Origin of the sequence: Nitrosomonas sp. Nm58 (assembly GCF_900107335.1) — a bacterium.
Taxonomy (GTDB): Bacteria; Pseudomonadota; Gammaproteobacteria; order Burkholderiales; family Nitrosomonadaceae; genus Nitrosomonas.
Genome location: NZ_FNPQ01000041.1, coordinates 1 through 22,801 on the forward strand (window position 1 = coordinate 1; position 22,801 = coordinate 22,801).

General features: G+C 50.8%; 25 protein-coding genes and 1 pseudogene. 13 read left to right on the plus strand and 13 right to left on the minus strand.

Annotation, left to right across the window (positions count from 1 at the left end; all coding sequences use genetic code 11):
• The first annotated feature begins 178 nt into the window (after positions 1–178).
• Complete coding sequence (locus BLW34_RS12210; RefSeq protein WP_143037923.1) at positions 179–508, plus strand: hypothetical protein; 330 nt, start codon at positions 179–181, stop codon at positions 506–508.
• A gap of 191 nt (positions 509–699) precedes the next feature.
• Here BLW34_RS12210 and BLW34_RS12215 read toward each other — a convergent pair whose 3' ends face one another.
• The 4 genes from BLW34_RS12215 to BLW34_RS12230 all read right to left on the minus strand — a co-directional run bounded on the left by BLW34_RS12215 (position 700) and on the right by BLW34_RS12230 (position 3,768).
• On the minus strand, positions 700–975 hold the full coding sequence (locus BLW34_RS12215) for a BrnT family toxin (protein WP_090580013.1): 276 nt from the start codon (positions 973–975) through the stop codon (positions 700–702).
• A gap of 243 nt (positions 976–1,218) precedes the next feature.
• Positions 1,219–1,893, minus strand: coding sequence for a DUF4126 domain-containing protein (locus BLW34_RS12220; RefSeq protein WP_090580016.1), 675 nt, complete (start codon positions 1,891–1,893; stop codon positions 1,219–1,221).
• 86 nt (positions 1,894–1,979) lie between these two features.
• The gene (locus BLW34_RS12225; RefSeq protein WP_090580019.1) at positions 1,980–2,987 is read right to left on the minus strand and encodes a glucokinase; all 1,008 of its coding nucleotides are present in this window, start codon (positions 2,985–2,987) and stop codon (positions 1,980–1,982) included.
• On the minus strand, positions 2,980–3,768 hold the full coding sequence (locus tag BLW34_RS12230) for a M90 family metallopeptidase (RefSeq protein ID WP_090580021.1): 789 nt from the start codon (positions 3,766–3,768) through the stop codon (positions 2,980–2,982). Before BLW34_RS12230 ends, BLW34_RS12225 begins: the two co-directional genes overlap by 8 nt.
• 315 nt (positions 3,769–4,083) lie before the next feature.
• Between BLW34_RS12230 and BLW34_RS12235 the strand changes: the two genes are divergently transcribed.
• The 10 genes from BLW34_RS12235 (at position 4,084) to BLW34_RS12275 (ending at position 12,006) form a co-directional block, all read left to right on the plus strand.
• Positions 4,084–4,593 (plus strand): SRPBCC family protein, encoded by a 510-nt coding sequence (locus BLW34_RS12235; protein ID WP_090539086.1) that lies wholly within the window; start codon positions 4,084–4,086, stop codon positions 4,591–4,593.
• A gap of 97 nt (positions 4,594–4,690) precedes the next feature.
• Complete coding sequence (locus BLW34_RS12240) at positions 4,691–5,725, plus strand: methyltransferase (protein ID WP_090580024.1); 1,035 nt, start codon at positions 4,691–4,693, stop codon at positions 5,723–5,725.
• A gap of 225 nt (positions 5,726–5,950) precedes the next feature.
• Complete coding sequence (locus tag BLW34_RS12245) at positions 5,951–6,535, plus strand: DJ-1/PfpI family protein (RefSeq protein ID WP_256203778.1); 585 nt, start codon at positions 5,951–5,953, stop codon at positions 6,533–6,535.
• A gap of 148 nt (positions 6,536–6,683) precedes the next feature.
• Positions 6,684–7,853 carry a thioredoxin domain-containing protein gene (locus BLW34_RS12250; RefSeq protein WP_256203779.1) on the plus strand — a complete coding sequence of 390 codons (1,170 nt, stop codon included), beginning with the start codon at positions 6,684–6,686 and terminating at the stop codon, positions 7,851–7,853.
• A 190-nt stretch (positions 7,854–8,043) separates the two neighbouring features.
• Positions 8,044–8,181 carry a hypothetical protein gene (locus BLW34_RS16180; RefSeq protein ID WP_177166031.1) on the plus strand — a complete coding sequence of 46 codons (138 nt, stop codon included), beginning with the start codon at positions 8,044–8,046 and terminating at the stop codon, positions 8,179–8,181.
• Between the two features lie 71 nt (positions 8,182–8,252).
• Positions 8,253–9,125 (plus strand): NAD(P)-binding domain-containing protein, encoded by an 873-nt coding sequence (locus BLW34_RS12255; RefSeq protein WP_177166032.1) that lies wholly within the window; start codon positions 8,253–8,255, stop codon positions 9,123–9,125.
• 3 nt (positions 9,126–9,128) lie between these two features.
• Positions 9,129–10,169 (plus strand): RNA 3'-terminal phosphate cyclase, encoded by a 1,041-nt coding sequence (rtcA, locus tag BLW34_RS12260; RefSeq protein ID WP_090580034.1) that lies wholly within the window; start codon positions 9,129–9,131, stop codon positions 10,167–10,169.
• A complete protein-coding gene (locus BLW34_RS12265; RefSeq protein ID WP_090580037.1) occupies positions 10,166–10,441 on the plus strand; it encodes a DUF504 domain-containing protein in 276 nt (91 codons plus the stop codon). The genes rtcA and BLW34_RS12265 overlap by 4 nt, the downstream gene beginning before the upstream one ends.
• Positions 10,438–11,310 (plus strand): M28 family peptidase, encoded by an 873-nt coding sequence (locus BLW34_RS12270; protein WP_090580040.1) that lies wholly within the window; start codon positions 10,438–10,440, stop codon positions 11,308–11,310. Before BLW34_RS12265 ends, BLW34_RS12270 begins: the two co-directional genes overlap by 4 nt.
• Positions 11,311–11,685: 375 nt before the next feature.
• Positions 11,686–12,006 (plus strand): hypothetical protein, encoded by a 321-nt coding sequence (locus tag BLW34_RS12275; protein WP_090580043.1) that lies wholly within the window; start codon positions 11,686–11,688, stop codon positions 12,004–12,006.
• Positions 12,007–12,118: 112 nt separating this feature from the next.
• Here the strand turns inward: BLW34_RS12275 and BLW34_RS12280 are convergent, their stop codons facing one another.
• From BLW34_RS12280 to BLW34_RS12305, 6 genes are all read right to left on the minus strand, one after another.
• Positions 12,119–12,751, minus strand: coding sequence for a hypothetical protein (locus BLW34_RS12280; protein ID WP_090580046.1), 633 nt, complete (start codon positions 12,749–12,751; stop codon positions 12,119–12,121).
• A 49-nt stretch (positions 12,752–12,800) separates the two neighbouring features.
• Positions 12,801–13,760 carry an urea transporter gene (yut, locus tag BLW34_RS12285; RefSeq protein ID WP_090580049.1) on the minus strand — a complete coding sequence of 320 codons (960 nt, stop codon included), beginning with the start codon at positions 13,758–13,760 and terminating at the stop codon, positions 12,801–12,803.
• A gap of 15 nt (positions 13,761–13,775) precedes the next feature.
• Positions 13,776–14,414 (minus strand): TetR/AcrR family transcriptional regulator, encoded by a 639-nt coding sequence (locus tag BLW34_RS12290; RefSeq protein ID WP_090580052.1) that lies wholly within the window; start codon positions 14,412–14,414, stop codon positions 13,776–13,778.
• A 62-nt stretch (positions 14,415–14,476) separates the two neighbouring features.
• Positions 14,477–15,664 (minus strand): flavin-containing monooxygenase, encoded by a 1,188-nt coding sequence (locus BLW34_RS12295; protein ID WP_090580056.1) that lies wholly within the window; start codon positions 15,662–15,664, stop codon positions 14,477–14,479.
• A gap of 85 nt (positions 15,665–15,749) precedes the next feature.
• Positions 15,750–16,313, minus strand: a complete 564-nt coding sequence (locus BLW34_RS12300; protein ID WP_090580059.1) for an OsmC family protein — start codon at positions 16,311–16,313, stop codon at positions 15,750–15,752.
• 652 nt (positions 16,314–16,965) lie between these two features.
• Positions 16,966–17,355, minus strand: a complete 390-nt coding sequence (locus BLW34_RS12305; protein ID WP_090580062.1) for a hypothetical protein — start codon at positions 17,353–17,355, stop codon at positions 16,966–16,968.
• A gap of 443 nt (positions 17,356–17,798) precedes the next feature.
• On the opposite strand from BLW34_RS12305, the gene BLW34_RS12310 reads away from it, so the two are divergent.
• Both BLW34_RS12310 and BLW34_RS12320 read left to right on the plus strand, forming a co-directional pair.
• A complete protein-coding gene (locus BLW34_RS12310) occupies positions 17,799–19,079 on the plus strand; it encodes a glycosyltransferase (RefSeq protein ID WP_090580065.1) in 1,281 nt (426 codons plus the stop codon).
• 742 nt (positions 19,080–19,821) lie between these two features.
• Positions 19,822–21,060 carry a serine hydrolase gene (locus BLW34_RS12320; RefSeq protein WP_090580069.1) on the plus strand — a complete coding sequence of 413 codons (1,239 nt, stop codon included), beginning with the start codon at positions 19,822–19,824 and terminating at the stop codon, positions 21,058–21,060.
• 160 nt (positions 21,061–21,220) lie between these two features.
• On the opposite strand, the gene BLW34_RS16185 is transcribed toward BLW34_RS12320, so the two are convergent.
• From BLW34_RS16185 to BLW34_RS16190, 3 genes and pseudogenes are all read right to left on the minus strand, one after another.
• A complete protein-coding gene (locus BLW34_RS16185) occupies positions 21,221–21,460 on the minus strand; it encodes a hypothetical protein (protein ID WP_177166030.1) in 240 nt (79 codons plus the stop codon).
• 187 nt (positions 21,461–21,647) lie between these two features.
• Positions 21,648–21,887, minus strand: a pseudogene (locus BLW34_RS17460) (hypothetical protein); the annotation flags it as partial.
• A gap of 86 nt (positions 21,888–21,973) precedes the next feature.
• The gene (locus tag BLW34_RS16190; RefSeq protein WP_177166033.1) at positions 21,974–22,129 is read right to left on the minus strand and encodes a hypothetical protein; all 156 of its coding nucleotides are present in this window, start codon (positions 22,127–22,129) and stop codon (positions 21,974–21,976) included.
• Positions 22,130–22,801 lie beyond the last annotated feature (672 nt).

A 22,801-nucleotide genomic window follows, 5' to 3' on the forward strand; every position in this document is an offset into this window, starting at 1 on the left:
TTAATTTCCCTCAGGTTTAGATGCGGATATTATGAATTCTTGAGAGTTTAGGAAGTGAATTTCTTCCCTGAAACGGAGAATTCATGAGGATCTTAAGCATTTTGCAGGACCGACTACTTATACCACCAGTGATCAAGCCGGATCATCAGTTGCCGCACTCAAAAATGGCGGATTTGTGGTGACTTGGTCATCAAACGGTCAGGATGGAGATCGGTATGGTATATACGGAAAGCGCTATGATGCGAATGGTAATGAAGTCGAGTGGATTAATCCCACCGCATTGCCTTCTGCAGATCGATTATTTAATTGGGCGGAAAGTATTTATGCCAATCTTTTTCCTAATCAACCTCCATCGCAAGAGATTGAAGGTTACTACGCGCGTCTATATGAAAGTGGTAATGCTCTTGGTGAGCAAAACGATAACATTTATTTTTATGATGGTCATTCCATTATTCTTGTTGGCACAGTAAACGATTTCCTGCCCGATGCCATAGCAGCAGGGTTCTAAATTATTATTGACATAACCCTGTGGCAGCTCTCTCGTATCGGGTAATTTCCGTGTGACTTGATGCTGAGCAACACATAGCGGGAATAGTTGCCAGATACGGGGTGCATAATCAAGCCATTGGTTTTAGCACCAACTCGGTGCACGCCTTTTTAGAGTCATCATCTGTTCAGATAGGAGCATCATCCGATTCATTAGATGCTGGCAAAGTAGTTTTTTTGCTCATAACGTTCCGCCTTTCGCATAGAGATAATATGGATCTCGCCAACAGTCTCAGTGTATGCAATAACCACTACCTTAATCCCAAGCAAAGCTATCGTGGAAAATCGAAATTCATCATAGGCGAATCGTGTATCTGGCTTGGTCAAGGTATGGGTATACCCAGAAAAAACCAGCTCAGCATCAGTAAAATCCAGCCCGTGCTTCTTTAGATTAGCTCGTCGCTTGGCCTCATTCCACATAACGTTCATGACCCAGATAATATAGATTATTATCTATACTTTCAAGGCGATGGCGTTATTGATATTCCAGCCTGGGGGAGAAGCGATTAAAGTCAGACAAGACCTTTTTGTCATGAAAGTGCTGAGGTCGAGTGCGATAGCGATGATTGCGCCGAATAGAATGCGAAAGTTTTCTCATCGACTTAATCTCTTCGGGTTCAATTCTTCGCTACTTGCGGCGGCGGGAATAGTCGTTTTTAGGTCGCCGCTATTTTATTTGCCGGGTTTGTTGGTTTCGGTCCCCGGCACAGCAGCATGGCTGGTTTCAATAACGTTATGTTTTGCTATCCCAAAGAACCTGCCTATTTTGAGTAAAACCTCTTTGATCAAGTACCACAATTTGGGCAATAGCCAGATGGCCAAGCCAATAAAAATAATGAACAGCACCAGAAATAGCGCCGGGTGATTCAATGCAGTCCATAAGCCCCCTATCACCAGCACATCTTCGCTGATAGAGGCAGACCAGTTCGTTACCGGTTCTGGTGAAGTATTGATCATTAAGCGTGTGCCTGTCTTGGTGGCGTGACTGGTGGCGGCAGTCCCGCCACCTAGAATCCCTGCAGCTATTTCCAGAGCGGGGGAAACATCCCCCACCATACCGGCTGCCAGCATGGCGCCCGCAGGGATACGAACGAATGTGTGCAGGGTATCCCAGGCGCTATCCAAACCTGGCACTTTATCGACAAAAAATTGGATCACATACATCAGCACTGCCGCACCGATCACTAATGGATTCTCCAGAACAATGAGCTCCGCCGGTAAGTGAATGTTGTCAGTGGCGCCTCCGATACCCAGCACCAGCATGACTGCATACAAGTTGATCCCGCTTGCCCACGATGTGCCCATGGTCAGCGCCAGGGTGGCGATTAAGGCTTCGTACCCATTCATATTAATAGCTCTTTAATAATGTGATTGTTTATAGCAGGAAATACGTGAGGTTTTTCAGGGGAACGATAAAAGCAACTGGATTGATGTTAAATTGCAGTATCTATCAGCCGTTGCGCTTCGAGTCCAGCGCCCAATAGACCCACTTGAGGGTTCGTGATGACATGGACCGGAATTTCACTCATCATCCCTGTGTAACGTCCTTTGTTGCGAAAAGCACACATGAAGCTGCCTTTCTTCAGGGAATCGATGATTCTGGGCGCAATTCCCCCGGCAATATAGACACCGCCCCGGCATAATCCCAAGAGCGCCAGATTTCCGGCAAAGGCGCCATAGATTTCAACAAATAATTCCAGCGCCTGCAGAGCAACCGGATGCTTTTGTTCGAATGCCAGCCTAGTGATGATGGCACCGCTGTCTTCTTTCAATTCCATTGCGGCGATCCCAGGAAACCTGGTGGCATCGGCTTGCAAAAAATTGAAAATATTGGTTAACCCCCACCCTGAAAGAACCCGTTCGATCGAGACATGGCCGAATTTTTTTGTCAGATGATTAAGTAATTCCATCTGCAGAGGGGTGGTCGGTGCAAAATCGATATGCCCTCCCTCGGTGGGAAGCGGGATATAGCGATCCCCTTGCCAATGAAGCCAGGCAACGCCCATGCCGGTACCGGCGCCTAGCACGACGCGCATTGCGGGTGAATTCGTTACTCCACATTGCAGTGTTGCCAGATCATCCCGGGACAATATTTCAATACCAAGTGCCACGGCTTCAAAATCATTGATGAGCTTTACCTTGGGAATAGAAAATTCTGTAGTGAGGGCCGTTGCATCCATTAACCAGGGTAGATTGGTCAATTTGGCCTGTTGTGCAACAATCGGCCCGGCTATCGCAAAACAGGCTGATGCTGGATAGCGCTTTGCTTTATCCATGCCTGCGTTAACAAGAAAATCGGCGAGTATTTCATTGAAATCAGCATGAGCTTGGCTGTCATATCGCTGTTCGTAATAGGATTTAGTTTTGTCCCCATCTGATACGGCTATGCGTAATAATGTTTTGGTGCCGCCTATATCACCATAAATCAAATAGTTACTCATAAGCTACTTCCTCTGTTGTCCAGCGCATCGCCGGATCCTGCTGATAAAATGCAGCCAACTGCTGGTAGATCCGCGGGAAAAATTGCTTTATTTCGCACGGTTTGACAAAAAAAGCTTCACTCAATACCGCAAAGAATTCGGCAGGACTTGTGGCGGCATAGGGATCAATAACCCACTCATCCTCTCTCTCGACCTGCTCGCAGAAAACCTCAAAAGCTTCACTAAAGATCGCAGTCCAGGCCCGTGGATCCATATTTCTATGAAGCGGAGGAAAACCATTGGCGGCACCATTTAACATATCCAGCTTATGGGCAAATTCGTGTATGACTACATTATATCCCCGTTTGTTACCGGTATCGGCGACATCTTCCCAGGAAAGGATGACCGGTCCAGCGAGCCAGGATTCGCCGGATGCCACCATCTGCACGGCATGGACGATACCCTGTTCGTCAGTATATTCATGGTCAAGAATGAATTTTCCTGGGTAGACAATGATCTCTAGCCAGTCGTGGTAATAATCCAAGTCCAGCTTCAGAATCAGGATGCAAGCCTGCGCTGCAATCGTCACGCGCATTTCTTCTGTGATGGTTAAACCTTGTGCGCCATTGATATTCTTGTCATGCAAGAAAATAGTTGCCCATTGCCGCAGCTGGGTGATTTCAGACTGGGTCAATCCACGCAGAAAGTGCAATCGCGCCAGCACATCCCGCCAGATGGCTTCAGTTATCGGTTCACGCTGGAGGATAGCGTGTCGCTGCCAATTTTTCAGACTCCATATCATAAGTTTTTAGGATATCTTGAAATGAAGTTTTAATTGAACGAACAGCCAGACTATACCATTGATCTTGCATCGTTCTGTTACTTTCTAACCCAAGATCTGATTCATCCATGCTGCATTTTTTTATACGGAGAGCTTGAAACTGATCCTCGATTCGTTTAAGGTTTAGATTGATTGTCGATCAATAAGCTGGAAGATCGTAAACAAGTCATAGTGAGTGCTATGCGGTGGATTTATTAGCGAAACTTCGTTTTATCGAAACTTCGTTTTCACAGACGCTGAGTCGGACATCAACCCAGCCAGAAAGGACTATGTAACATGTTCAATTTAGGCTCCATGCTCAACTTGGGTTCTACTGATCCCGTCGTTGGTAAAGCTTCTACTTTAGTAGAATGTTCAGCCAGAGAGTTATTCAAATATCTTGGCGAAGATCTGTTTCAAAATTATCCAAAATGGTCACCAGAGGTCAAAGAGCTTGAGCAGATTACGCCTGGCCCGGTGCACCTGGGAACGATAGGGCGGCAAGTGCGCGTCGATCAGGGGCGTCGTACGGAATCCCGCTTTAAAATTTTTGCTTATAAACCGGGTGAGCGCTTAACGCTGGTTGGTGTGTCTGATCCGTTTCGCTGTACCTATGAATTACAGGATGCTAATCCTGAGCAATCAACCAAGCTGACGTTTACTTTTGAGTTGCTTGAACTGTTGGTAGTCATGCGGCCCTTCGAGGCATTAGTGCGCGCTGCCATAAAAGATGGCGCTGAACGAACCGTTCAGAATATCAAACGCCTGGTTGAGACTGAGAAATCCATGGGAACTTCTGCTAACTGATGCGGTATAGAAATTCAAGTATCCAACGATGGTTAATAAATAATGAATACCTACGATTGGCCGGTTTTGCCAGTCAATGGAAGTAAAAGGAGGCGTGATGGCGCAAGATACTTTATCCAACATTCAGGTACCGCGAGTCGATGATCGCCCGGTATGGGATGTGATCTTTGCGATTTATGGTTATCCAGCATTGCTCTTGGCGCACCGGTTGAAGGTCTTTTCCTTGCTGGCGGAGGGGGCGCGTACGCTGCCGGAAATTTGCGATGCACTGAACATTAAGCCGCGTCCAGTCGAGGCAATATTGACGGCGGCGACTGCCTTGGGCTTCCTGTCTTTGCAAACGGGGCGCTACGCCCTGACGCCGGTTACCGAAGAATATCTGCTCGAAAGCAGTCCAAGCTACTTCGGATTTTTCTGGGATCTGATGATCGACAATTATCAGGTGAGTACCTTTGCCGGTCTGGAAAAGGCTATTCTCACCGATGCGCCTCAGGCTTATGGAGGAGGTGATATTTTTAAATCTCATGAAGAGCAAATCGAATTGCTCCACCGCTTCACTTGTGGCATGCATAGCATGAGTATGGCCTCAGCTCTCTTCTGGCCGGGCGTCATGGATTTTTCCCGGCACCGCGTGATGCTCGATATTGGAGGGGGATCTGGTGCACATTCGATTGGCGCCACATTGCGAATACCCCATTTACAAGCGCTCATTCTGGATTTTCTGCAGGTATGTGAAGTCGCTCAAGGATATATTGCCGAGTACGGATTACAAGATCGCATTAAGACATGCGAAGGGAACATCTGGCAGGATCGGTGGCCTGCAGCGGATCTTCACTTTTTCTCAAACATGTATCATGATTTTATGCCAGAAAAATGTCATTTTTTGACAGCGAAAAGCTTCAACAGTCTTGAATCCGGAGGGCGGATCGTTATCCATGAGATGCTCTATAACGATGGCAAAACCGGCCCCTTTGCCTCCGCAGCATTCAGCATGATGATGATGGGCTGGACGGAAGGCAAACAATATTCCGGCCAGGAATTGTCTGCGATGTTGAAGGAAATCGGATTTGAGGAAATTCAGATCCATAAAGCCTTTGGCTATTACAGCATTGTAACCGGTCTCAAGCCTTAGACGCTGCCTTGGGATTCTGAAAAAAGTACTGACAAAAAGCCATTTTTCGGAAGCAGCCTCTTATCTCTTCGATCGGCGGACAAGCGATAAAGCGCAGTAATTGGCTTTTCCGTCGTTTCCCCGGAGTCGGTTGGATCAGTTGACGGCCGGCCGATTCATCATCACAGCCTATTCGTTACAATAGTTATTAGAGAGACAACTCAAAAACACAATAGAAAGGAGTTCATGATGAGTGCAAAGAAGATCTTGATGCTGGCCGGTGATTATGTGGAAGATTACGAGGTGATGGTGCCTTTCCAAGTGCTCTTGATGGTGGGGCATACCGTCCACGTGGTTTGTCCCAACAAGAAGGCAGGCGAGACAGTGCGTACGGCAGTACACGATTTCGAGGGAGACCAGACGTACAGCGAAAAACCAGGCCATCATTTTACGCTGAACGCGACTTTTTCCAAGGTCAAGGCCGTAGACTACGATGCCCTGGTTATTCCTGGTGGGCGGGTGCCGGAATACCTGCGCCTTAACGAAAAAGTCATCAAGATGGTGCGGCACTTTTCGCTGGCAGATAAGCCCATCGCCTCTATCTGTCACGGTGCGCAGCTACTGGTGGCAGCTGGAGTCATCGAGGGTAAGACGTGTTCTGCTTATCCGGCGGTGGGGCCGGATGTCACGCGCGGCGGCGGCCAGTATGTGGATATTCCAATGGACCAGGCTCACGTCGATGGCAAGTTGGTCACTGCTCCAGGTTGGCCTGCGCATCCTGATTGGCTCGCCAAATTCCTGCAAGTATTGGGAACGAAAATTAAACCCTAGAGACAGGGACGCATTTCGTGGGGGCGTATCAGTTTGGCGCTGATGGTGTGGAAGCAAGCATTAAGGCGCAGCTTCCCGGTCATAAAGCAGCTTTGGGTGCAGGGAGGGAGATTGCCGGCTGGAATGAGAGTCCCCGAAAGGTGCCTACGTGATATTGCATCATCTCCTCTGCAAAAAACGCTGTATTCTGTTTGCAATAGGTGTCTTGTTTACTGTATTGCTGGTTTTTCAATCATCAATGGTTACGGGTGAAGCTACCCCGCCGCTTGCCAAAGAAAATATACTTGAAGTTTTTATACGGGATGGTTGCCCGCATTGTGCGAAGGCTAAAGTATTTCTTATAGAATTAAGAGGCGAGCGACCCTGGTTACAGATTATCTATCGTTCTGTAGATCATGATGAGAATGCTCGTGATGATCTGGTGCAGCATTCTCAAAGAGCGGGTGTTTGGCCTCCTGGGGTACCTTCCTTTCTCTTCAGAGATCAGTTGCTTGTTGGTTTCGATAATGCGGATCACATGGGCTCGGTATTGGCATCTTTGGTAGATCAGGCGGTGGAGCACAAAGAAACGAAACCGGATCATATTGAAACCACGCTATTTGGCACGCTCAGCGTCTCAAATCTAGGTCTGCCGTTATTTACCTTGGCAATAGGCTTGCTCGATGGTTTTAATCCCTGTGCGATGTGGGTGCTGTTATTCCTGTTATCCATGCTGATTCATCTGAAAGATCGCAAAAAAATGGCGCTTATTGCAGGCACTTTCGTTATCGTTAGCGGTGCAGTTTATTATGCATTCATGACAGCCTGGCTCAATATTTTTTTATTGGTCGGTCTTTCGACCGCAATAAGATGGACGCTGGGCGGCATGGCGTTAGCGATTGGCGGATTAAACGTGAAGGATTTTATCGCATGGAAACAGGGTTTTTCATTATCCATACCCGATTCCGCCAAACCCGGCGTATATGCCCGGATGAGAGCGATTCTGGCTGAAGAAAGAACATTACCTGCTCTGACCGCTGTTACCATACTGGCTGTTATGGTTAATTTTATCGAATTGCTTTGTACAGCGGGTTTCCCGGCTATCTATACGGCGATACTCACGCAGCAGGATTTAAATCCAATCACCTATCAGGCGTACTTGGGTCTTTATATTCTCGGCTATCTGGCTGATGACGCACTCATGGTCGGAATGGCTGTGATGGCATTGAGCAGTCATAAACTTACAGAACGGGCGGGTCGTTTACTCAAATTGATTAGCGGGTTAGTCATGCTGGGATTGGGAGGTGTGCTGATTTTTCATCCGGAGTGGTTGGTGTAGTCATGTAGGCAAATGAATCAAAAACTCAAAAGAAGCTTCGAGAGCTTGTTTTTTCGAATTCAAATTTACCTGATGCTCGCTCCGTCGTTTATCTCTGTGATATGTTTCAGGAGCTGCGCACCTATGCCTGGTACGGCACCCACCTCGCTTACTTATCCAGATCTTCCCTGGGAATAGGAGGTAAGACGAAATGCAACCATGGCTCGAACAACGCCTGCAACTGCATATCGAAATGCTTGCTAGGGGGCAAGGATGCTTGGTCCATAGTGCTGCGCAACAGGGGGGGGCTGAAAATGCTGTATGCCGTCACACCGGCTATTGCTGGTAGTTGACAGCAGCTTGGCAGCCAGGTCCGTGCCCAAAGCTACGAATACGGAGGGAAGAGGGAGGAATATCCATATGGTGAAACTTAATATCGCAATCATCGGCTTTGGGCGGGTAGGGGGCGCTTGTGCCCTGGCGCTGCGCCATGCGGACGAGCTTGCATTGGCTGGCGTGGTACGATGCCCGAGCTCGCCGATGAAACTGCGCGATCCGCTTGGCGGGGTCCCGGTAGTTACACATGTTCGTGATCTGAAGCGTGTCGACATGGCGCTGATCTGCGTGCCCGCAGGTGCTGTCCTCGGTGTTGCGCGAGAATTGCTGCAGGCGCAAATCCCGATCGTCGAATGCGCGGTGCTCGAAGGGCATACGCTTGAGAGGCATTACAGTGCGATTGGCGATGCGGCGCGTCACCACAGTGTGCCTGCCATTGTTGGAGCAGGATGGAATCCCGGCATCCTGCCGCTTTTCGAGGGCGCGTTCACGACACTGGTTCCTGATGGCTACACCAAGCGTACTAACCGGCCGGGCGCGGGCCTTCATCATACCGAAGCGGCGGAAAGCATCCAAGGCGTGAAGGGAGCGCTGGCCACCGAAACGCGCGATACGCAGGGACAGCTGGCCCGCTATGTCTACGTTGAACTTGAAAAGAGTATAAAGGGCTCGGCGGGAACCTCACTCGAAGCGGTCAAAGCGGCACTGGCTGCCGATCCGCTCTTCGTAGGCGAACAGACTTGCGTGTTCGAAGTCGACAGCATTGCTGCCCTTGAGGAGGAGGAGCGAGGCATCCTGCTCGAACGTGTCGGCACGGAGCGCACAGGCGCGCACGCCGCATTGCTGCTCGAGGGACGGTTTGACGTGCCGACATTCACTGCGCGGGTCATGGTCGATGCCGCAAAGTGTATTCCGAGCCTTAAGCCAGGTGCGCATCGCTATTCCCTGTGGGGGTAACGCATGCTCGAAATTGATGGCAGCTATGGCGAAGGCGGCGGCCAGCTACTGCGGCTCGCCGTGGCGCTGTCTGCCATTACCGGCATCGGGGTGGGCATCACCCATATCCGCGCGCGACGCGATAAACCTGGTCTCGCGCCGCAGCACCTCGCTGGTGTGCAGGCGGTGGGTCAGCTCTGCAACGCCAAGATCGAAGGGCTCAACCTGCGCTCACAAGAAATCGCTTTCGAACCGGCCACGTTGCGCGGTGGCGAGTACCGCTTCGATGTCGGCACTGCGGGTAGCATCACACTGGTGCTGCAGGCGCTGCTGCCAGTCATGCTGACGGCACCGACGCCTTGCAAAGTGCAAATTACGGGCGGCACCGACATCCGGCGGGCGCCTGCTGCGGATTATCTGCGCGAAGTGCTCATCCGGCTCATCAAGCGGCTCGGTGCGCGGGTGACCATGCGGGTGCTGCGGCGCGGCTACTACCCACGGGGTGGCGGCGAGTTGGAGGTTACAGTGAGGCCAGCAACACTCGCATCCGCGGTATTTGACGCATGCGGGCACAGCCAGGCGATCCGCGGGGTGGCCCATGTAGCCAATCTTCCTGAGCACATTGCACTGCGGATGAAGCAGTCGGCACTCGACCGGCTTGGTGTATATGCCACTCAAGCGATTATCGGGACACAGGTCCTTGGTCACGAAGCAGCTTTTGGTCCCGGTGGGGCGATCGTGTGCTGGGCTGAGAGCGAACATACCGTGCTGGGCGCGGCACGCGTCGCGGAGCGGGGGGTCCCCGCGGAGGTGCTTGGCGAGGCGGTGGGGGAGGAGCTTGCCGCAGGCCTTGCAGCGGGCGCCGCGCTCGATGTGCACGCGGCTGACCAGATGCTTGTTTATCTTGCGCTTGCGGGAGGTGGATTATTCAGTACCCGTAGCGTCTCGCTGCATGCGCGCACGGCGATGTGGCTGATCGAACAGTTTCTGCCGGTGGCATTCGATATATCGGAACTGGCAGGGCTTGCATACGTTACCGTGATACCATGTGAGAAACGGTCATGATACCGATTCACGAGCTGCTCGCGCGCATCCGCTGGGACCCCGAGTTCGGCAAGGGTGGATTTGAGCTCGCCTACGAGGATAAGATCGAGCACCAGCTCAAACGCGTGCCGCTCGAACGGATAGACATCGAGCCAGGGCAGCACTTCGCTTTCGAGGCGGAGGAGGACGATGGCACACGCCACACCGTGCCGTTTCATCGGGTGCGGAAAGTATGGCGGGATGGGGTGCTCATCTGGGAACGGCATCCAGGGATAGGAGGGAAAGCAAAATGAAACCATTACTCGAACAACGCCTGCAGGTGCATGTTGAGAAACTCGCCAGTGAAATTGGCGAGCGCAACGTGTGGCTGCCGAAGGCGCTCTATGCCGCTGCTGATTATATCCGTGATGCCTGGGGCCAGCTTGGCTACGAAATCCACGCCCAGGGCTATGATGCGGGCGGCGTATGGAGCGAGAACCTTGAGATCGAGATTCATGGTGATGTACGGACAAATGAGATCGTGCTCGTCGGCGCGCACTACGACAGCGTGACGGGCAGTCCGGGCGCAGACGACAACGCTTCGGGCGTCGCGGCTTTGCTCGAGATCGCACGGCTTCTCGCCGATATCAAACCCGAGCGCACGCTGCGGTTGGTCGCATTCGTGAATGAGGAGCCCCCATTTTTTTATTTCGGTGAAATGGGAAGCAAAGTCTATGCACGCGCTGCGCATGAACGGAAGGATGACATCCGCCTGATGCTTTCGCTCGAAATGCTCGGCTGCTACAGCGATGAGAAAGGCAGCCAGAATTATCCTCCCTTTATGCACTGGTTCTATCCCGATCAGGGTAACTTTATCGGTTTCGTTTCCAACCTCAAATCGCGCCGCGCGCTCAAGGAATTTGCGAGCGCATTTGCTGCCAGCTCGGATTTCCCGTTCGAGACGCTCGCCAGCCCTGTCATCGTCCCTGGCGTTTCCTGGAGCGACCAGCTCTCATTCTGGCGGGAAGGCTATCAGGCAATAATGGTCACTGACACGGCATTTTATCGCTACCCGCACTATCATCGGGCTACCGACACCCCCGAAGAGCTCAACTATGCCGAGATGGCGCGCGTGGTCGAGGGGCTGGCTGGCGCGCTTGCAGTGCTGGTGAAAGCAAAGTGATGGCAATACAGCGATAGTGTCATTGCGGGCACTTTTCAGGTTAAGTGACTGCCATCTTGACGTAACATATCGCATTATTTCGAAAGACCATGTGAACAATCATTAAACATGCGTGAAACGCCCCGCTTTTGCTGCCGAATCGCATGCTGGCTGAGACATCATCAACCAAGATACCGACCCTTGGCACTCAAAAAATCCGAACTCTATTCCTCCCTCTGGAAAGCGGGATTCTCCGTTGCTTATACTGTTTTCCAAATATTAAAGTAGATGATAAACTGGATTTGTAATTGATCCATTTCAATAGGAGTAGAGGGAAAAGCATTCATTCTGACTATTAGGTCATATTAAGAAAACCTTTTATGAAGGAGAAGACTAATGGCTATTGATGAGAATCTGGTACAGGCAGTCTGGGAAAAAGGACGAGGGATGCTGGAGCAAGACATATCCGAGTGGCGCAAGGACCAATGTGGCGCGTGGATAAACCGGCAACAATATAATAATGCGAAGTCAGAATATGGTTGGAAGATCGTAAATGTTAAACCAGGCAGTCCAGATTCCCTGGAAAACCTGCAGCCATTTCACTGGAATAATGATTTCGATATTGCAAACGATAAGCCACACTGCAGGGTCACGGCGGACCGAACTGGATTGTTGCCCACTCAAGACATCGATATGCCGCACAATACCAGCGCTTGATCTACCAGTATATGGCTGGTTTTATTGATACGGAAGCTTGCAGGGTGCTAAATCGAAAAAGAAATAATTTCTCCTACCCACCCTGCTAACATAAGTTGGCAGCAAAAGGAGATTAATCAAATATTCGTCTAAAATTATAAAAAGAGACAGCTGCTGCGCAAAGCAGAAGTAAAGGCCAGAACTGAACGATGCCTTCGTACCATCGCGGACCTACGGTGATCGGAATTACTAATCTAAAATCCAGCTGATTCTCATCTACGCCCGAAAGATGAAGCACGTATTCTCCCGGCTCATCCACGTGAATCTCATGAGAAATACTGCCTGAATGATAATTTTTTGCGGGAATTGAAAAAAGCGCTTTTCCCAATTCGCCATCAACCTCCCTGAACAGGCTGAGTGCCACCGATCGCTCACGTGCGGAAACAGGATACAGTAAGTCAATGGTGATACTGAGTATGCCTGGGCTGGGTACTTTTCCACACAAAATGGGAACAGACATTGCACTTAAGGCATCCTGCGGTATTTCATAGTTTTTAGGAATAAAATAGGCAGAATAGCCAATTAACAATGTATCAGACTCAATGGTACAAGTACCACCACGAAACCCTTTGGGGTATGTTTCCGACATGTCGCCTTGAGAACTTACGTGGAACTGCATTCCGATCAGAATAATGCCCATTAGCGTACTGATAGCAATCATAAGACGTCGGGTAAGTATCGATAAATTTTGCCAGATTGCAGTCATAAACTCCTCCTTGGAAATGTTTGCTGGGGTCGAAAAGGGGATAATTTGCTTAACTCATTGCTGGCGAAAACCAGTATCTGGATTTGCTCGCAATAAACAGGACTACCCATAAGGTAAGAATAAAGGGAGATGCCAGAACGGGCAGGCCCATGGGTGTCATCTGACTAGATAATACTGCCTGGCACAGCACGGCCAGAATACCGGCCAGGATCGCCAGCAAGGCGCTTTTGGCGCTGGGCTCGAGAAAAACCCAGCCGATTGCAATCATGACCAGGACCGGATTGAATCCATAGAGTCCCGCCTCGATAGCACTTGCATGGACGCCGAGTATTGCGGGTACGACAACCCCGATGAAAGCGCCGCCAATCACCATCAGCGCACCGCGCAGGGAGGCGATGGCAATTCCGGTAAGAAGCATGCCGCCGGCAAGTGTATTGTCGGTAAAGATAATCTGGCCTATGCCTCTTGCCAGTGCAGTGAACCATGTTTCCAGAGGGAGGGTGCCTATATCCATGACGGCTGACTGCATGCTTGCTGCGGGTAACGCTGGGCCAAGTGCGTAGCTGTCGAAGGCGTAGATCGTTACCAGAAATACCCAGCTGACCAGGACAAATGGTGAAGTTGCGGCTGGCATGTTAAAGAGCTGGAGCATTCTGGTCAGAACTGTCCACATGAGGCTCGACAGCATGGATGCCAATACAATATAGAGCCAGAGCTGGGGCGTATGTTCAAGAAATATTGAGAGGCAGGCGCCTGACAGCACACCGTTGAAGCCATATAATCCTGCTTCGATATCGGCTTTGCAGAATCTGCAGGCATGAGCGGTCACAGTGCTGCTGATCAAGCCAACGGTTGCAGCCAGCCCTGTGATCGTTCCGCCCGCGTAGAATGCCGCCAGTACGATCAATCCTGTGACGGCGTTGTTACAGAAAACGACCTGTCCGGCCCCCCTCAGCAAAATGCGTAGAGGTGTGGGTATCCTCTTGTCCAAATTTAATGACCAGTTCAAGGTGGTGTTCCTCTTTTAAATTGAGTGCATCTTTGTTGCCTGATTGTTGGTGCAAGGGGCGCTGCGCAGGATGTCCTCTGCAGTCAGTCGTCCGATATGGGCGACTTCGCCATTGCCGGTCACCATCGCGGTTACGATGGTGCCATCGATCAGGAGGCTCAATTTCTTCGTGACCAATTCGGGATCCTGTATACCACTTTGCGCAACCATTGCTTGCAGCCTGGCATTGATTTTTTCGCTGTGCCGGTTGGCAATTTCCTGTATCCAACTGTTACCCTTATCGTGCTCGGCGACCGCATTGATGAACACGCAGCCGTAAAAATCCTCGCTTTTGAACCAGTTCTGCATCAGATCAAACAAGGCCAGGATACGCTCAACGGGAGAGCAATGCATTTGCGGCAAATCCCGATCGAACCAGCGAAACCAGATACTTGCTTCAGCCTCGAATACTGCCTTGAGCAAGTTTTCTTTCGAGCCGAAATGCAGATACAGCGTGCGGCGGGATACGCCTGATTCTTCGATAATTCTGGCGATGCCCGTGGCATGTATGCCTTCCTTGCAAAACAGGCGGCAGGCCGTCTGCAGCAATTTTCTTTTATTGGTTTCTTTCCGTGAATGATGTCTGGGTCGTGCCTGCGTTCCGGTGTCTAACATAGCAATGATCGATTGGGTACTTCGCCTTCAGAGCGGCAGCGAAGCTTGATTGAAAATTTCTATTATCGTCCCGCCACCAATTGTTGTTTGATTTTTTTTGCGATTCTGCCAGCCTCGAGACGGATTTCCCGTAGCAGACCACTTAATGGGTTTACTTGCCCGATGAAGTAGAGGCGGGGGGCGTCCTTGAACTCCTGGTCGCCCGAAATAACCGATCTGTCATTCTCGTCGGTGATGCCTGGCACTTGAACCAGTTTGGAAATTCCGGTGCGAAAACCTGTGCCCGCGATGATGACATCGGGCTCCAGCGTCGTGAGTGAATGGGTGCTGCCGGGATCGGTTGTCAGCGTGCGCAGGACATGTACGGTTCGCCCGGTGATTTTCTGGATCGGACCAACGATTCTGATCCGGCCGGCCCGGACATCGTCCACGAAAGGACGATAGAGAATGGGTACGACATTGTTGATGGCGTATTGTTTGGACAGTGGCAGGGTCGGATAGGGAAGACCATGCGCGCTCAGGTTGCCGATCATGCTGCGCTGCAGGAAGCTCAATATGCGATCCACGATAGTACCGGGCCAGTAGCGGGTCCATACGCCAATACCGATCAGTGGAATGCCATAAACGCTTTTAGGCAGGATATGCGGGGGCGTTCTGCCCGATACGGTGACATGACTGGCGTGTTCGGTCAGCCTGCTGGCAATTTCGGCGGCAGAATTGCCAGTGCCGATGACCAGCACATGCTTGCCGGCAAAATCTTGAGCGTTCTTGAATTTCGAGGAGTGAATGATCTCGCCGGGGAAAGTTTCCATGCCTTCCCATTTGGGTATGACTGGAATGCGGCACCCGCCAATGGCCATGACCACAGCGCGTGATTCAAAACGTTTGCCATCGATGCTGGTGATGATCCACAGGTCGCGGTCGGGATCGTAATTGACCTGTTTGATATCGATGTTTGTTTGTACTGTAAATCCTCCCCGCTCAGGGAAGGTCTCCAGCAGGCGCACCACTTCCTCGCGCGAAGGCCAGGCGCCGGCGGAGAGGGGAAATTTGCTGCCTGACAAGGCCGAGAAATAGCGGCCGGAATTCAGGCGTACGCCATCATAGTGATTGCGCCAGACATCCCCCACCGCAGCGGTGCGTTCCAGTACCAGCGGTTCCAAGCCCGCTCTGGCCAGCTCATAGGCGGCTGACAATCCTGCCGGGCCTGCGCCGACCACGGCTACATCGTGAATATCATTATTTTTCATAGTTCACCTTGTTTGGTATGCAGTTATTCATGCTCAAAAATGCACGCGACTGGCTGCCATAAATCCCGATGCGCGGATGAAGTACTCAGGAAGCATGCGTTGCGGTTGCTTCAGCGTGGTGAACAATCTCGACATCGATCGGCACCGGTCGCATGATCGTGTCCGGGATGGGCGCGGTTGGAAATACTTTGTCCATTAGCGCGATGACCTTTTCTTCCGGGGCATCGGTCTGGATATCGACAACGATTTTGATATTTTCGTAACCAGGCGTGCCTGCCTCCAGACCAAAGGCTGTCCGGAAATTGACTCGGCCCGAAACGTTCATGCGCAGGGATTCCACATGGATGCGGGCGGCTGATAAAGCGGCGATATAAGTATTGACCAGGCAAGCGCCCACAGCTGCCAGCAGTAAATCTTCCGGTGTGGCGCCCATTTCTTCCCCGCCATAGCGTTTGGGTTCATCGGAAAGCACCACCTGGCCATCGGTGGTGTGCGTGGTGCTATGAAAGCCGCTGTCCCACTCAACTGTCGCCCGGTAGCCAGGGTTGGCGATATCGCCTTTGTCATCTGCTTTGATCGAATCGAGCGCTGCCCGTATCCGTTTCAGGTCGAGTCCATTCACGATAATGTCGGTGGTTGAATTAATCATAGCTAAGTCTCCATGATGAGTGCAGGTGGTGGAAATTAATTCCTCTATCTGCCTGATAAAAATATTTTACTGATTGTCATTCTAGCGCACTTATTGCAAAAAGTATACCGATCGTTCTCTTTTTAAATTCTCTTTTAAAACAGATGGGTAGCCTAGAAAATTAGAGACCTGGGTGCGCGAGGTGTGTTGATGAACCATGAAGAAAGGCAGCATGGTCGGTTGAGTTTTTCGGTGGTGTGATGATCAAAGAAGGCGCCAGTGCGAGACTGAACGAAACATCAGGTCGAGAATAAGGAAAAATAAAAGCGATGATTGGGATGCTTGTTTGCCAGAATAAGAACTTTTAATTCTAGCGCCTGTTGGCAGAAAAGCGATCCTGATGATGCCTGCAAGAGGCAGTCAGAAACATTGTTGGGGCCAGGTCTATATTTTATATCATAAAATATAGACCTGGCCCTTCTTACTTTAGAGCCTTTACCTGCGTAGTGACGGATGTTATGCGTTAAATATCTATGATGAGGATCGGCAGTGGCTGAATTCGATTCAACCCAGACGGGGAGGATAGTGAAATATTCTTTTTTAACGAAGATGACGCATAGATCAACGATGGAGCGTTAGCAAAGTTCGCTGGGACGTTGGGTTAAGTTTGACATCAAAAAAGTTTTGCCAATATTTGTGATTGGACTACTGGATGAAACTCTTCATACATTGTATTCAACCGAACATTATATTTTTCGGTTGGTTTAGAAATACGAAAACTATCTGTAACCACCCATTTAATATTTCTTCCTGCTGCGACTAATGAGTTATTAGTGACTACTTGATCATCCATAATTATTCCAATGCCTTTGACTATAATGTCAGAGCTACCTGGCGAATAAGATTTAATATAGACAATGTCACCAACTTTCAACGAACGAACAAATTGATGTAACTCTGGAGCATCTGTAATACTCCAGCCTGGCCCCGCGATATTATTATCAATGAATTCATCGCTAACATCATTGCCATCGTAGTTTGCCCCAACTGCATAAATTGCCATAGATATCCTCGTGGTTACGTGAAAGCCTAATAAGTAATTATATAGTTTCTTTGCATTGTTGGGGCCAGGTCTATATTTTATGATATAAAATATAGACCTGGCCCTTCTTATACGCATCTGCGCATCTGCATCTGGAAAATTAAACGATTCTTGGGTACACTTCGTTACTGGCAATTCCTTTTCTTTATTCAGCGTAGATAGCTGAATTATAAAGAATTATTACGGAATTGCCACTTCCCTTCGTGCAATATTGGGGCTAATCCAAAAATTCCAGAGAATTGAATCATCGGTTCATAAAATAACGTGAAACTTTAGTTATTATTGTGTTTGACAAGCAACCCGCCATTCAGTAGTGTCATCTTTGATGAAAAAGGGTATTTGTTTTTCCTATCAGATGGTGGCTAGTCGGCACCCAAGTGCCGTTCTGACAGGAGTAAAACAGGATGGTTGAAACCGTGGGCTCCTTTCGCCGTGCGGTGGTACTGGCGGTTGGCTCAGCCGGTGATGTCGCTCCATTGGTTGCGGTGGCGACCAGACTGGTCGCGCGCGGACTGCAGACGACGCTACTGGCGCCGCAGCGCTATGGCGAGCTCGTCACAGGCACAGGGGTCGAGTTCGCATCGATCGGTGCCGACGATGTCTTCGCAGAAGTGTTCGATGGCGCTGACCTGTGGACCGCAAACCGCGGCCTGGCAGCTTCATGGCGCTATTATGGCGCCGCGATGCGCACTGGGCTAACCATATTGCGGCGGGGGTGGAACCCGGCGGATACTGTGCTAGTCAGCTCGTCGTTTGCCGTTGCGGCGCGACTGGCACAGGAGTGCGATGGCTTCACCAATACCACAGTGCATCTGTCGCCGTCGCTGATGTTCTCGCGAACGCGTCCACCTCGATGGCCGGCAAGCTCGATACCACCGGGCTGGCCACGTTGGCTTCAGCACGGACTGGTTTCGGCCGCAGAGCGCTGGATGGTCGATCCCGTCATCGGTGCCGAGGTGAACCCCTTCCGCGCCCAACTCGGCCTGCCGCCGCAGCGCCGGCTGTTCTCTGAGTGGATCCATTCGCCTCACCGTGTCGCCTATGCTTTCCCCGAGTGGCTAGCTTTGGCTGCCGACGACTGGCCGGCCCAGGGCGTATATACCGGGTTTCCGCAGTGGCCCGGCCCGATCCGCGCTCTGCCGAGCGAGATCGAAGCCTTTCTGCACACTGGATCCGGTCCCATCGTAGTAGTGACGGCCGGCACGGCGGTCGCGTCGCGTCCGGGCTGGGTCGATCGCGTCAGCGGCTTTGCGCTTGTCCAAGGGGCACGGGTCATCGTGATTGGAGCTGACTCAAATGTGCCGATGTCATCGACATCGCTATGCCAGGTTCGCTTTGCACCCTTCGAAACGCTGCTGCCGCATGTTCAACTCGTGGTTCACCACGGCGGCATCGGCACGGCAGCCGAGGCGTTGCGCGCCGGCGTGCCGCAGTGGCTAGTGCCGACCGCACATGATCAACCCGATAACGCTGATCGGCTGCAGCGACTAGGACTGGCATACACCATTGTCCCCGCGGCACGCGCGGAGGCTCTGGCGCAGGCATGGCGCTGGGCATTGGGTGAGCCGCAGCTCGTCTCACGTCTAAAAGCGGCACAGGCACGCATGATGGCAGACTGCGATGGCGCAGACCGCATTGCCGAGCTGGCGCTCGACCGGATGACCGACCCGAATCACCCCAAATAGAACCGCCGTTCAAATCATCTGACTCAGGGCTGACAGGGGCGCATTATTGGACCAGGTCTATATTTTATGATATTAAATATAGACTTGGCCCTTCTTATTGACCCTAACGCCTTGCTGAGCGGCGCGGGGCACGAACAGAACCCGAAAGCCGCCGTTGTCTCACCGCGTCTCTCTCGAACACATAGTTTACTGAAGCTTATTATCAATAAATGAGGGACATGCTTGGCGTTTGCGGATCTCATCCTGATCATGGCCTCAACAATGAAATCTGCCAAGCAAGTCATTTGCATATCCTTGATAACACCTGTGTCGTCATACCTTATCGGTTACGGTCTTTTTTGGCGACCATAGAGCGTAGGGGCCTGTCGGTAGCGGCTTTTGGCCGCCCCCGGTTGCGGAAGATCGAGCAGCCGGCTGGGACTGGCAGGTTTTTTGATCCAAAAATAATCCTAACCCGAATATTTCATAAATTGGCACGTGCCCTCACTTGTCTTTTGATTAATAAGAAAGATTTTGCTCAGTCGAGTGTATGAATCACTACACCACTCCTTCTCAAAACTTCCCTATTAATCAAGATCCTGCGTGATCATCACGCGAATCTATGAAATATTCGGGCTAATCAATTAATTGCTGACTATCTTTTTGTATGAAAAAATTGCGGTCGGGTAAAGCTAAACATTAAGTTATACTCTGATCCCAATTTTTACTTTGATTTGCATCGATTACAGAGAGGACAGGCCTCATGTTTGATTTGAAACGCGCAGGGGGAGAAGGATTTCTTGCTCTTGCTGTACTGTTGTTGTTCTCCCCGGTAAACCTGGCACAGGCGAATTCCCGGCATGCCTCTATCGTAATCGATGCGGCTACAGGCGAGGTGCTTCATGAGTCCCAGGCCGATGCCAGCCGTTACCCAGCCTCTCTGACGAAGATGATGACGCTCTACATGTTATTTGACGCGATGGAGCAACGTAAGCTGACCCTGGATAGCCGCATGCGGGTGTCGGACCGCGCGGCGTCCATGCCGCAGACCAATATCCGCCTGCGGTCGGGCGATACCATCAGCGTGCGCGAGGCGATTCCGGCGCTAATCGTGCGCTCCGCCAATGACGTGGCGGCGGTGGTGGCCGAGGCGCTGGGCGGTACTGAAGCCAATTTTGGCCGCATGATGACCGATAAGGCCCGCAAACTGGGTATGCATTCTTCCACCTTTCGCAATGCTTCCGGCCTGCCCAACGATGAGCAGAAAACCACAGCCCGGGACATGGTGACCTTATCCAGGCGGCTGATGAAGGATTTTCCCCAGCACTACCATTATTTCTCCACCCAGTCGTTCCGCTACAAGGGCATCACCTATAACAGTCACAACCGCATGGTGCGCAACATTCAGGGCGTTGATGGCCTGAAAACCGGTTATATCCGAACCTCTGGGTTCAATGTCGCGACTTCCGCCAGGCGGGGTAACCGCCGGGTAATCGGGGTGGTAATGGGCGGACAAACTGCCGCCGCTCGAGATCAGCATATGGCTCAGCTGCTCGATCGCAGCTTTACCCGAGTGCCTGCAACCCAGCTGGCCAGCAATACCGGTCATGCCGATGCGATGCCAGCCGTAGCCATGAAGGTCAGCACATTGGCTCCCGTGCCTAAACCAGCCCCCTTACTGGAAAAAGCACCCGCTCCGGTCATGATGCAACAGACCACTCAGCCGGAGACCAAAGTTGAGCTACAAAGAGTTGCCTGGGTCAGTAACACCAGTTGGGGCGTTCAGATAGGCTCTTATTTGACGCGCGACCGAGCCCAGGCCCAGGCTCAGGTAGCCACGCGCTGGGTATCAGGAGAAGTGGTGATCAACGAGGTTGAAATCAGCAACCGCAAGCTGTATCGGGCCCGCTTGCTGGGCTTGCAGGAAAGCCAGGCACGCACGGCCTGCCAGAATCTGAGTCGCCAGGGAATAGAATGCGTGGTGGTCCGAACACATGGTTAATCTGCATGCATAATTTTGGAAAAAAACGCAGGCTGGCGACGCTTTATAAATTTTGACACCTTGCAGCGGATATTGAACCGATAATGATTCAACAGGCGCGTAAGGCGTCAATCCTTCCCCCAGCTTCGGGTGTCAATCCCCAATGGCGGCAGCAATAAAATCATGAAATAGGTGTTTGCTGTCCTGTTTTCAAATCTTCCACGTATTTCCTCACAGCTTGCACATAGTTATTCATCTTGTGGTCTTTCAAGGTATCGAAGCCAAGTTTTCCGAAGTCTCTGCGCAGGCCTTTTAGTCCGTCGAGTACCCGTCTGAACATAGAAACTCCTGGGTGCAGTTTCCCGCTCTCATCGATATAAATCAACTGGTCAATATGCCAATATCTCAACAGCAGATCCATCGGTGGTACCTCGGCTATGAGGTCATTGTTATTCACGAACCTGAAAGATCGTTCTTTGAGCTGTTGATCGAAGGCCATTGCAAAGCTCCTGTTCCCGGTGCGTGGCTGACCGAATGTGTAAAGGCCCTGGACGTCGAGCTGCTGACTCCTGACTCCTGACTCCGTCTCCAAGACTCAGGCGAGCCACGGCCAATGTGGCCAAAGCTGCACCCAGGCTATGGCCGGTGACCCAGATCGCTTGATTATGGGTGCGTAGGTCGGCGATTGCGCCTTCCAACTGCGGCCATGCCGCATTCAGTGCCTCATGAAAGCCGCGATGAACCTTGTTCTTGATGTTTTTTATCGATCCATCGGTAAGATCGAACTGCGCGTCGGTCAACCAATCCTTTAGATCATCCGGTTCCGTACCACGAAACGCGACTAGCAGAACATCGGGATCGGCGCAGACAAACGCCTCTGGGCATCGATGAACGGCTTCTTAGGAATGCTGATGAGCTTGAGCTGGTTGAATCCCTACTTGTGTACCTCCGCTGCTCGCAACGGATCGGATTCTTCATAGACCAGATTCGAAGCCGCAGCGAGGCACAGTGCATTATTTGGCGAAAATCCGGTCGCCGCAGGATTAAAGGGATTCTTCTCGCGATCATAGCGGTAATCTCTTTGATTCACCGGTTGTTCTCCCTGTAATGGGTAAAAATCGATGGAAATCAGTGGGTCTACGCGCCCCCATGACTATTTTCCAGAAAGATATCGAAAAATAGGAGATAAACAAATACGTGCAAGCACGTAGGCGGGCAAAGAATAATTGTAATTTTACTCTGCTCCCAATTTTTTCAATTTTTCGTGAAAATAGAGGGAAATTTAACCCGGATTTTCCATTAGAACCAATTGAGGCGTAAATATTGGGTTAAGTTTAACGGGGAGATCAAATGTTTTAGATTTATACTCATCTCACTTCAAAATTCGGTTTTTATAATCCCTCATCCGACCTTGTATATTAAAACCAACGACTAAATTGTTTTAAACTTGCGCTGATTTCTGGGGAAGCCGGTCCGACCTTAAGCCTTGAGCTTGTGAGAAGATAGGCTCCCCGCCCTCGTCATCGATATCGTGGAGTATCCAAGGTCTGTAAGCTTTGCTTCTGAACCTGAATTTGCAAGGAAGATAGATGAAGTGCCAGGGTCAGGGAACCAGAAAGCATGATAACAAAAATGGTATTGAGGAAATAGCAATGAATTACATCGGAATTGATGTTTCAAGTAAAGAATTGTGTGTTGTAGTGAGTGTTAATGGCAAACATCGAAAAGCACAATTATTTGAGAATGTGCCGGAAGATCATAA

Bases quoted from the DNA above. Each gene is read 5' to 3' on its own strand.
- BLW34_RS12305 (WP_090580062.1), bottom strand. From the start codon at position 17,355: ATGGCAATTTATGCAGTTGGGGCAAACTACGATGGCAATGATGTTAGC.
- BLW34_RS12300 (WP_090580059.1), bottom strand. From the start codon at position 16,313: ATGATTAATTCAACCACCGACATTATCGTGAATGGACTCGACCTGAAA.
- BLW34_RS12255 (WP_177166032.1), top strand. From the start codon at position 8,253: ATGGTGAAACTTAATATCGCAATCATCGGCTTTGGGCGGGTAGGGGGC.
- BLW34_RS16180 (WP_177166031.1), top strand. From the start codon at position 8,044: ATGCAACCATGGCTCGAACAACGCCTGCAACTGCATATCGAAATGCTT.
- BLW34_RS12225 (WP_090580019.1), bottom strand. From the start codon at position 2,987: ATGAGTAACTATTTGATTTATGGTGATATAGGCGGCACCAAAACATTA.
- BLW34_RS12295 (WP_090580056.1), bottom strand. From the start codon at position 15,664: ATGAAAAATAATGATATTCACGATGTAGCCGTGGTCGGCGCAGGCCCG.
- BLW34_RS12240 (WP_090580024.1), top strand. From the start codon at position 4,691: ATGGCGCAAGATACTTTATCCAACATTCAGGTACCGCGAGTCGATGAT.
- BLW34_RS12220 (WP_090580016.1), bottom strand. From the start codon at position 1,893: ATGAATGGGTACGAAGCCTTAATCGCCACCCTGGCGCTGACCATGGGC.
- BLW34_RS12235 (WP_090539086.1), top strand. From the start codon at position 4,084: ATGTTCAATTTAGGCTCCATGCTCAACTTGGGTTCTACTGATCCCGTC.
- BLW34_RS12230 (WP_090580021.1), bottom strand. From the start codon at position 3,768: ATGATATGGAGTCTGAAAAATTGGCAGCGACACGCTATCCTCCAGCGT.
- BLW34_RS12215 (WP_090580013.1), bottom strand. From the start codon at position 975: ATGAACGTTATGTGGAATGAGGCCAAGCGACGAGCTAATCTAAAGAAG.
- BLW34_RS12310 (WP_090580065.1), top strand. From the start codon at position 17,799: ATGGTTGAAACCGTGGGCTCCTTTCGCCGTGCGGTGGTACTGGCGGTT.
- rtcA (WP_090580034.1), top strand. From the start codon at position 9,129: ATGCTCGAAATTGATGGCAGCTATGGCGAAGGCGGCGGCCAGCTACTG.
- BLW34_RS12265 (WP_090580037.1), top strand. From the start codon at position 10,166: ATGATACCGATTCACGAGCTGCTCGCGCGCATCCGCTGGGACCCCGAG.
- BLW34_RS12270 (WP_090580040.1), top strand. From the start codon at position 10,438: ATGAAACCATTACTCGAACAACGCCTGCAGGTGCATGTTGAGAAACTC.
- BLW34_RS12320 (WP_090580069.1), top strand. From the start codon at position 19,822: ATGTTTGATTTGAAACGCGCAGGGGGAGAAGGATTTCTTGCTCTTGCT.
- BLW34_RS12280 (WP_090580046.1), bottom strand. From the start codon at position 12,751: ATGACTGCAATCTGGCAAAATTTATCGATACTTACCCGACGTCTTATG.
- BLW34_RS16185 (WP_177166030.1), bottom strand. From the start codon at position 21,460: ATGGATCTGCTGTTGAGATATTGGCATATTGACCAGTTGATTTATATC.
- BLW34_RS12290 (WP_090580052.1), bottom strand. From the start codon at position 14,414: ATGTTAGACACCGGAACGCAGGCACGACCCAGACATCATTCACGGAAA.
- BLW34_RS12245 (WP_256203778.1), top strand. From the start codon at position 5,951: ATGATGAGTGCAAAGAAGATCTTGATGCTGGCCGGTGATTATGTGGAA.
- BLW34_RS12275 (WP_090580043.1), top strand. From the start codon at position 11,686: ATGGCTATTGATGAGAATCTGGTACAGGCAGTCTGGGAAAAAGGACGA.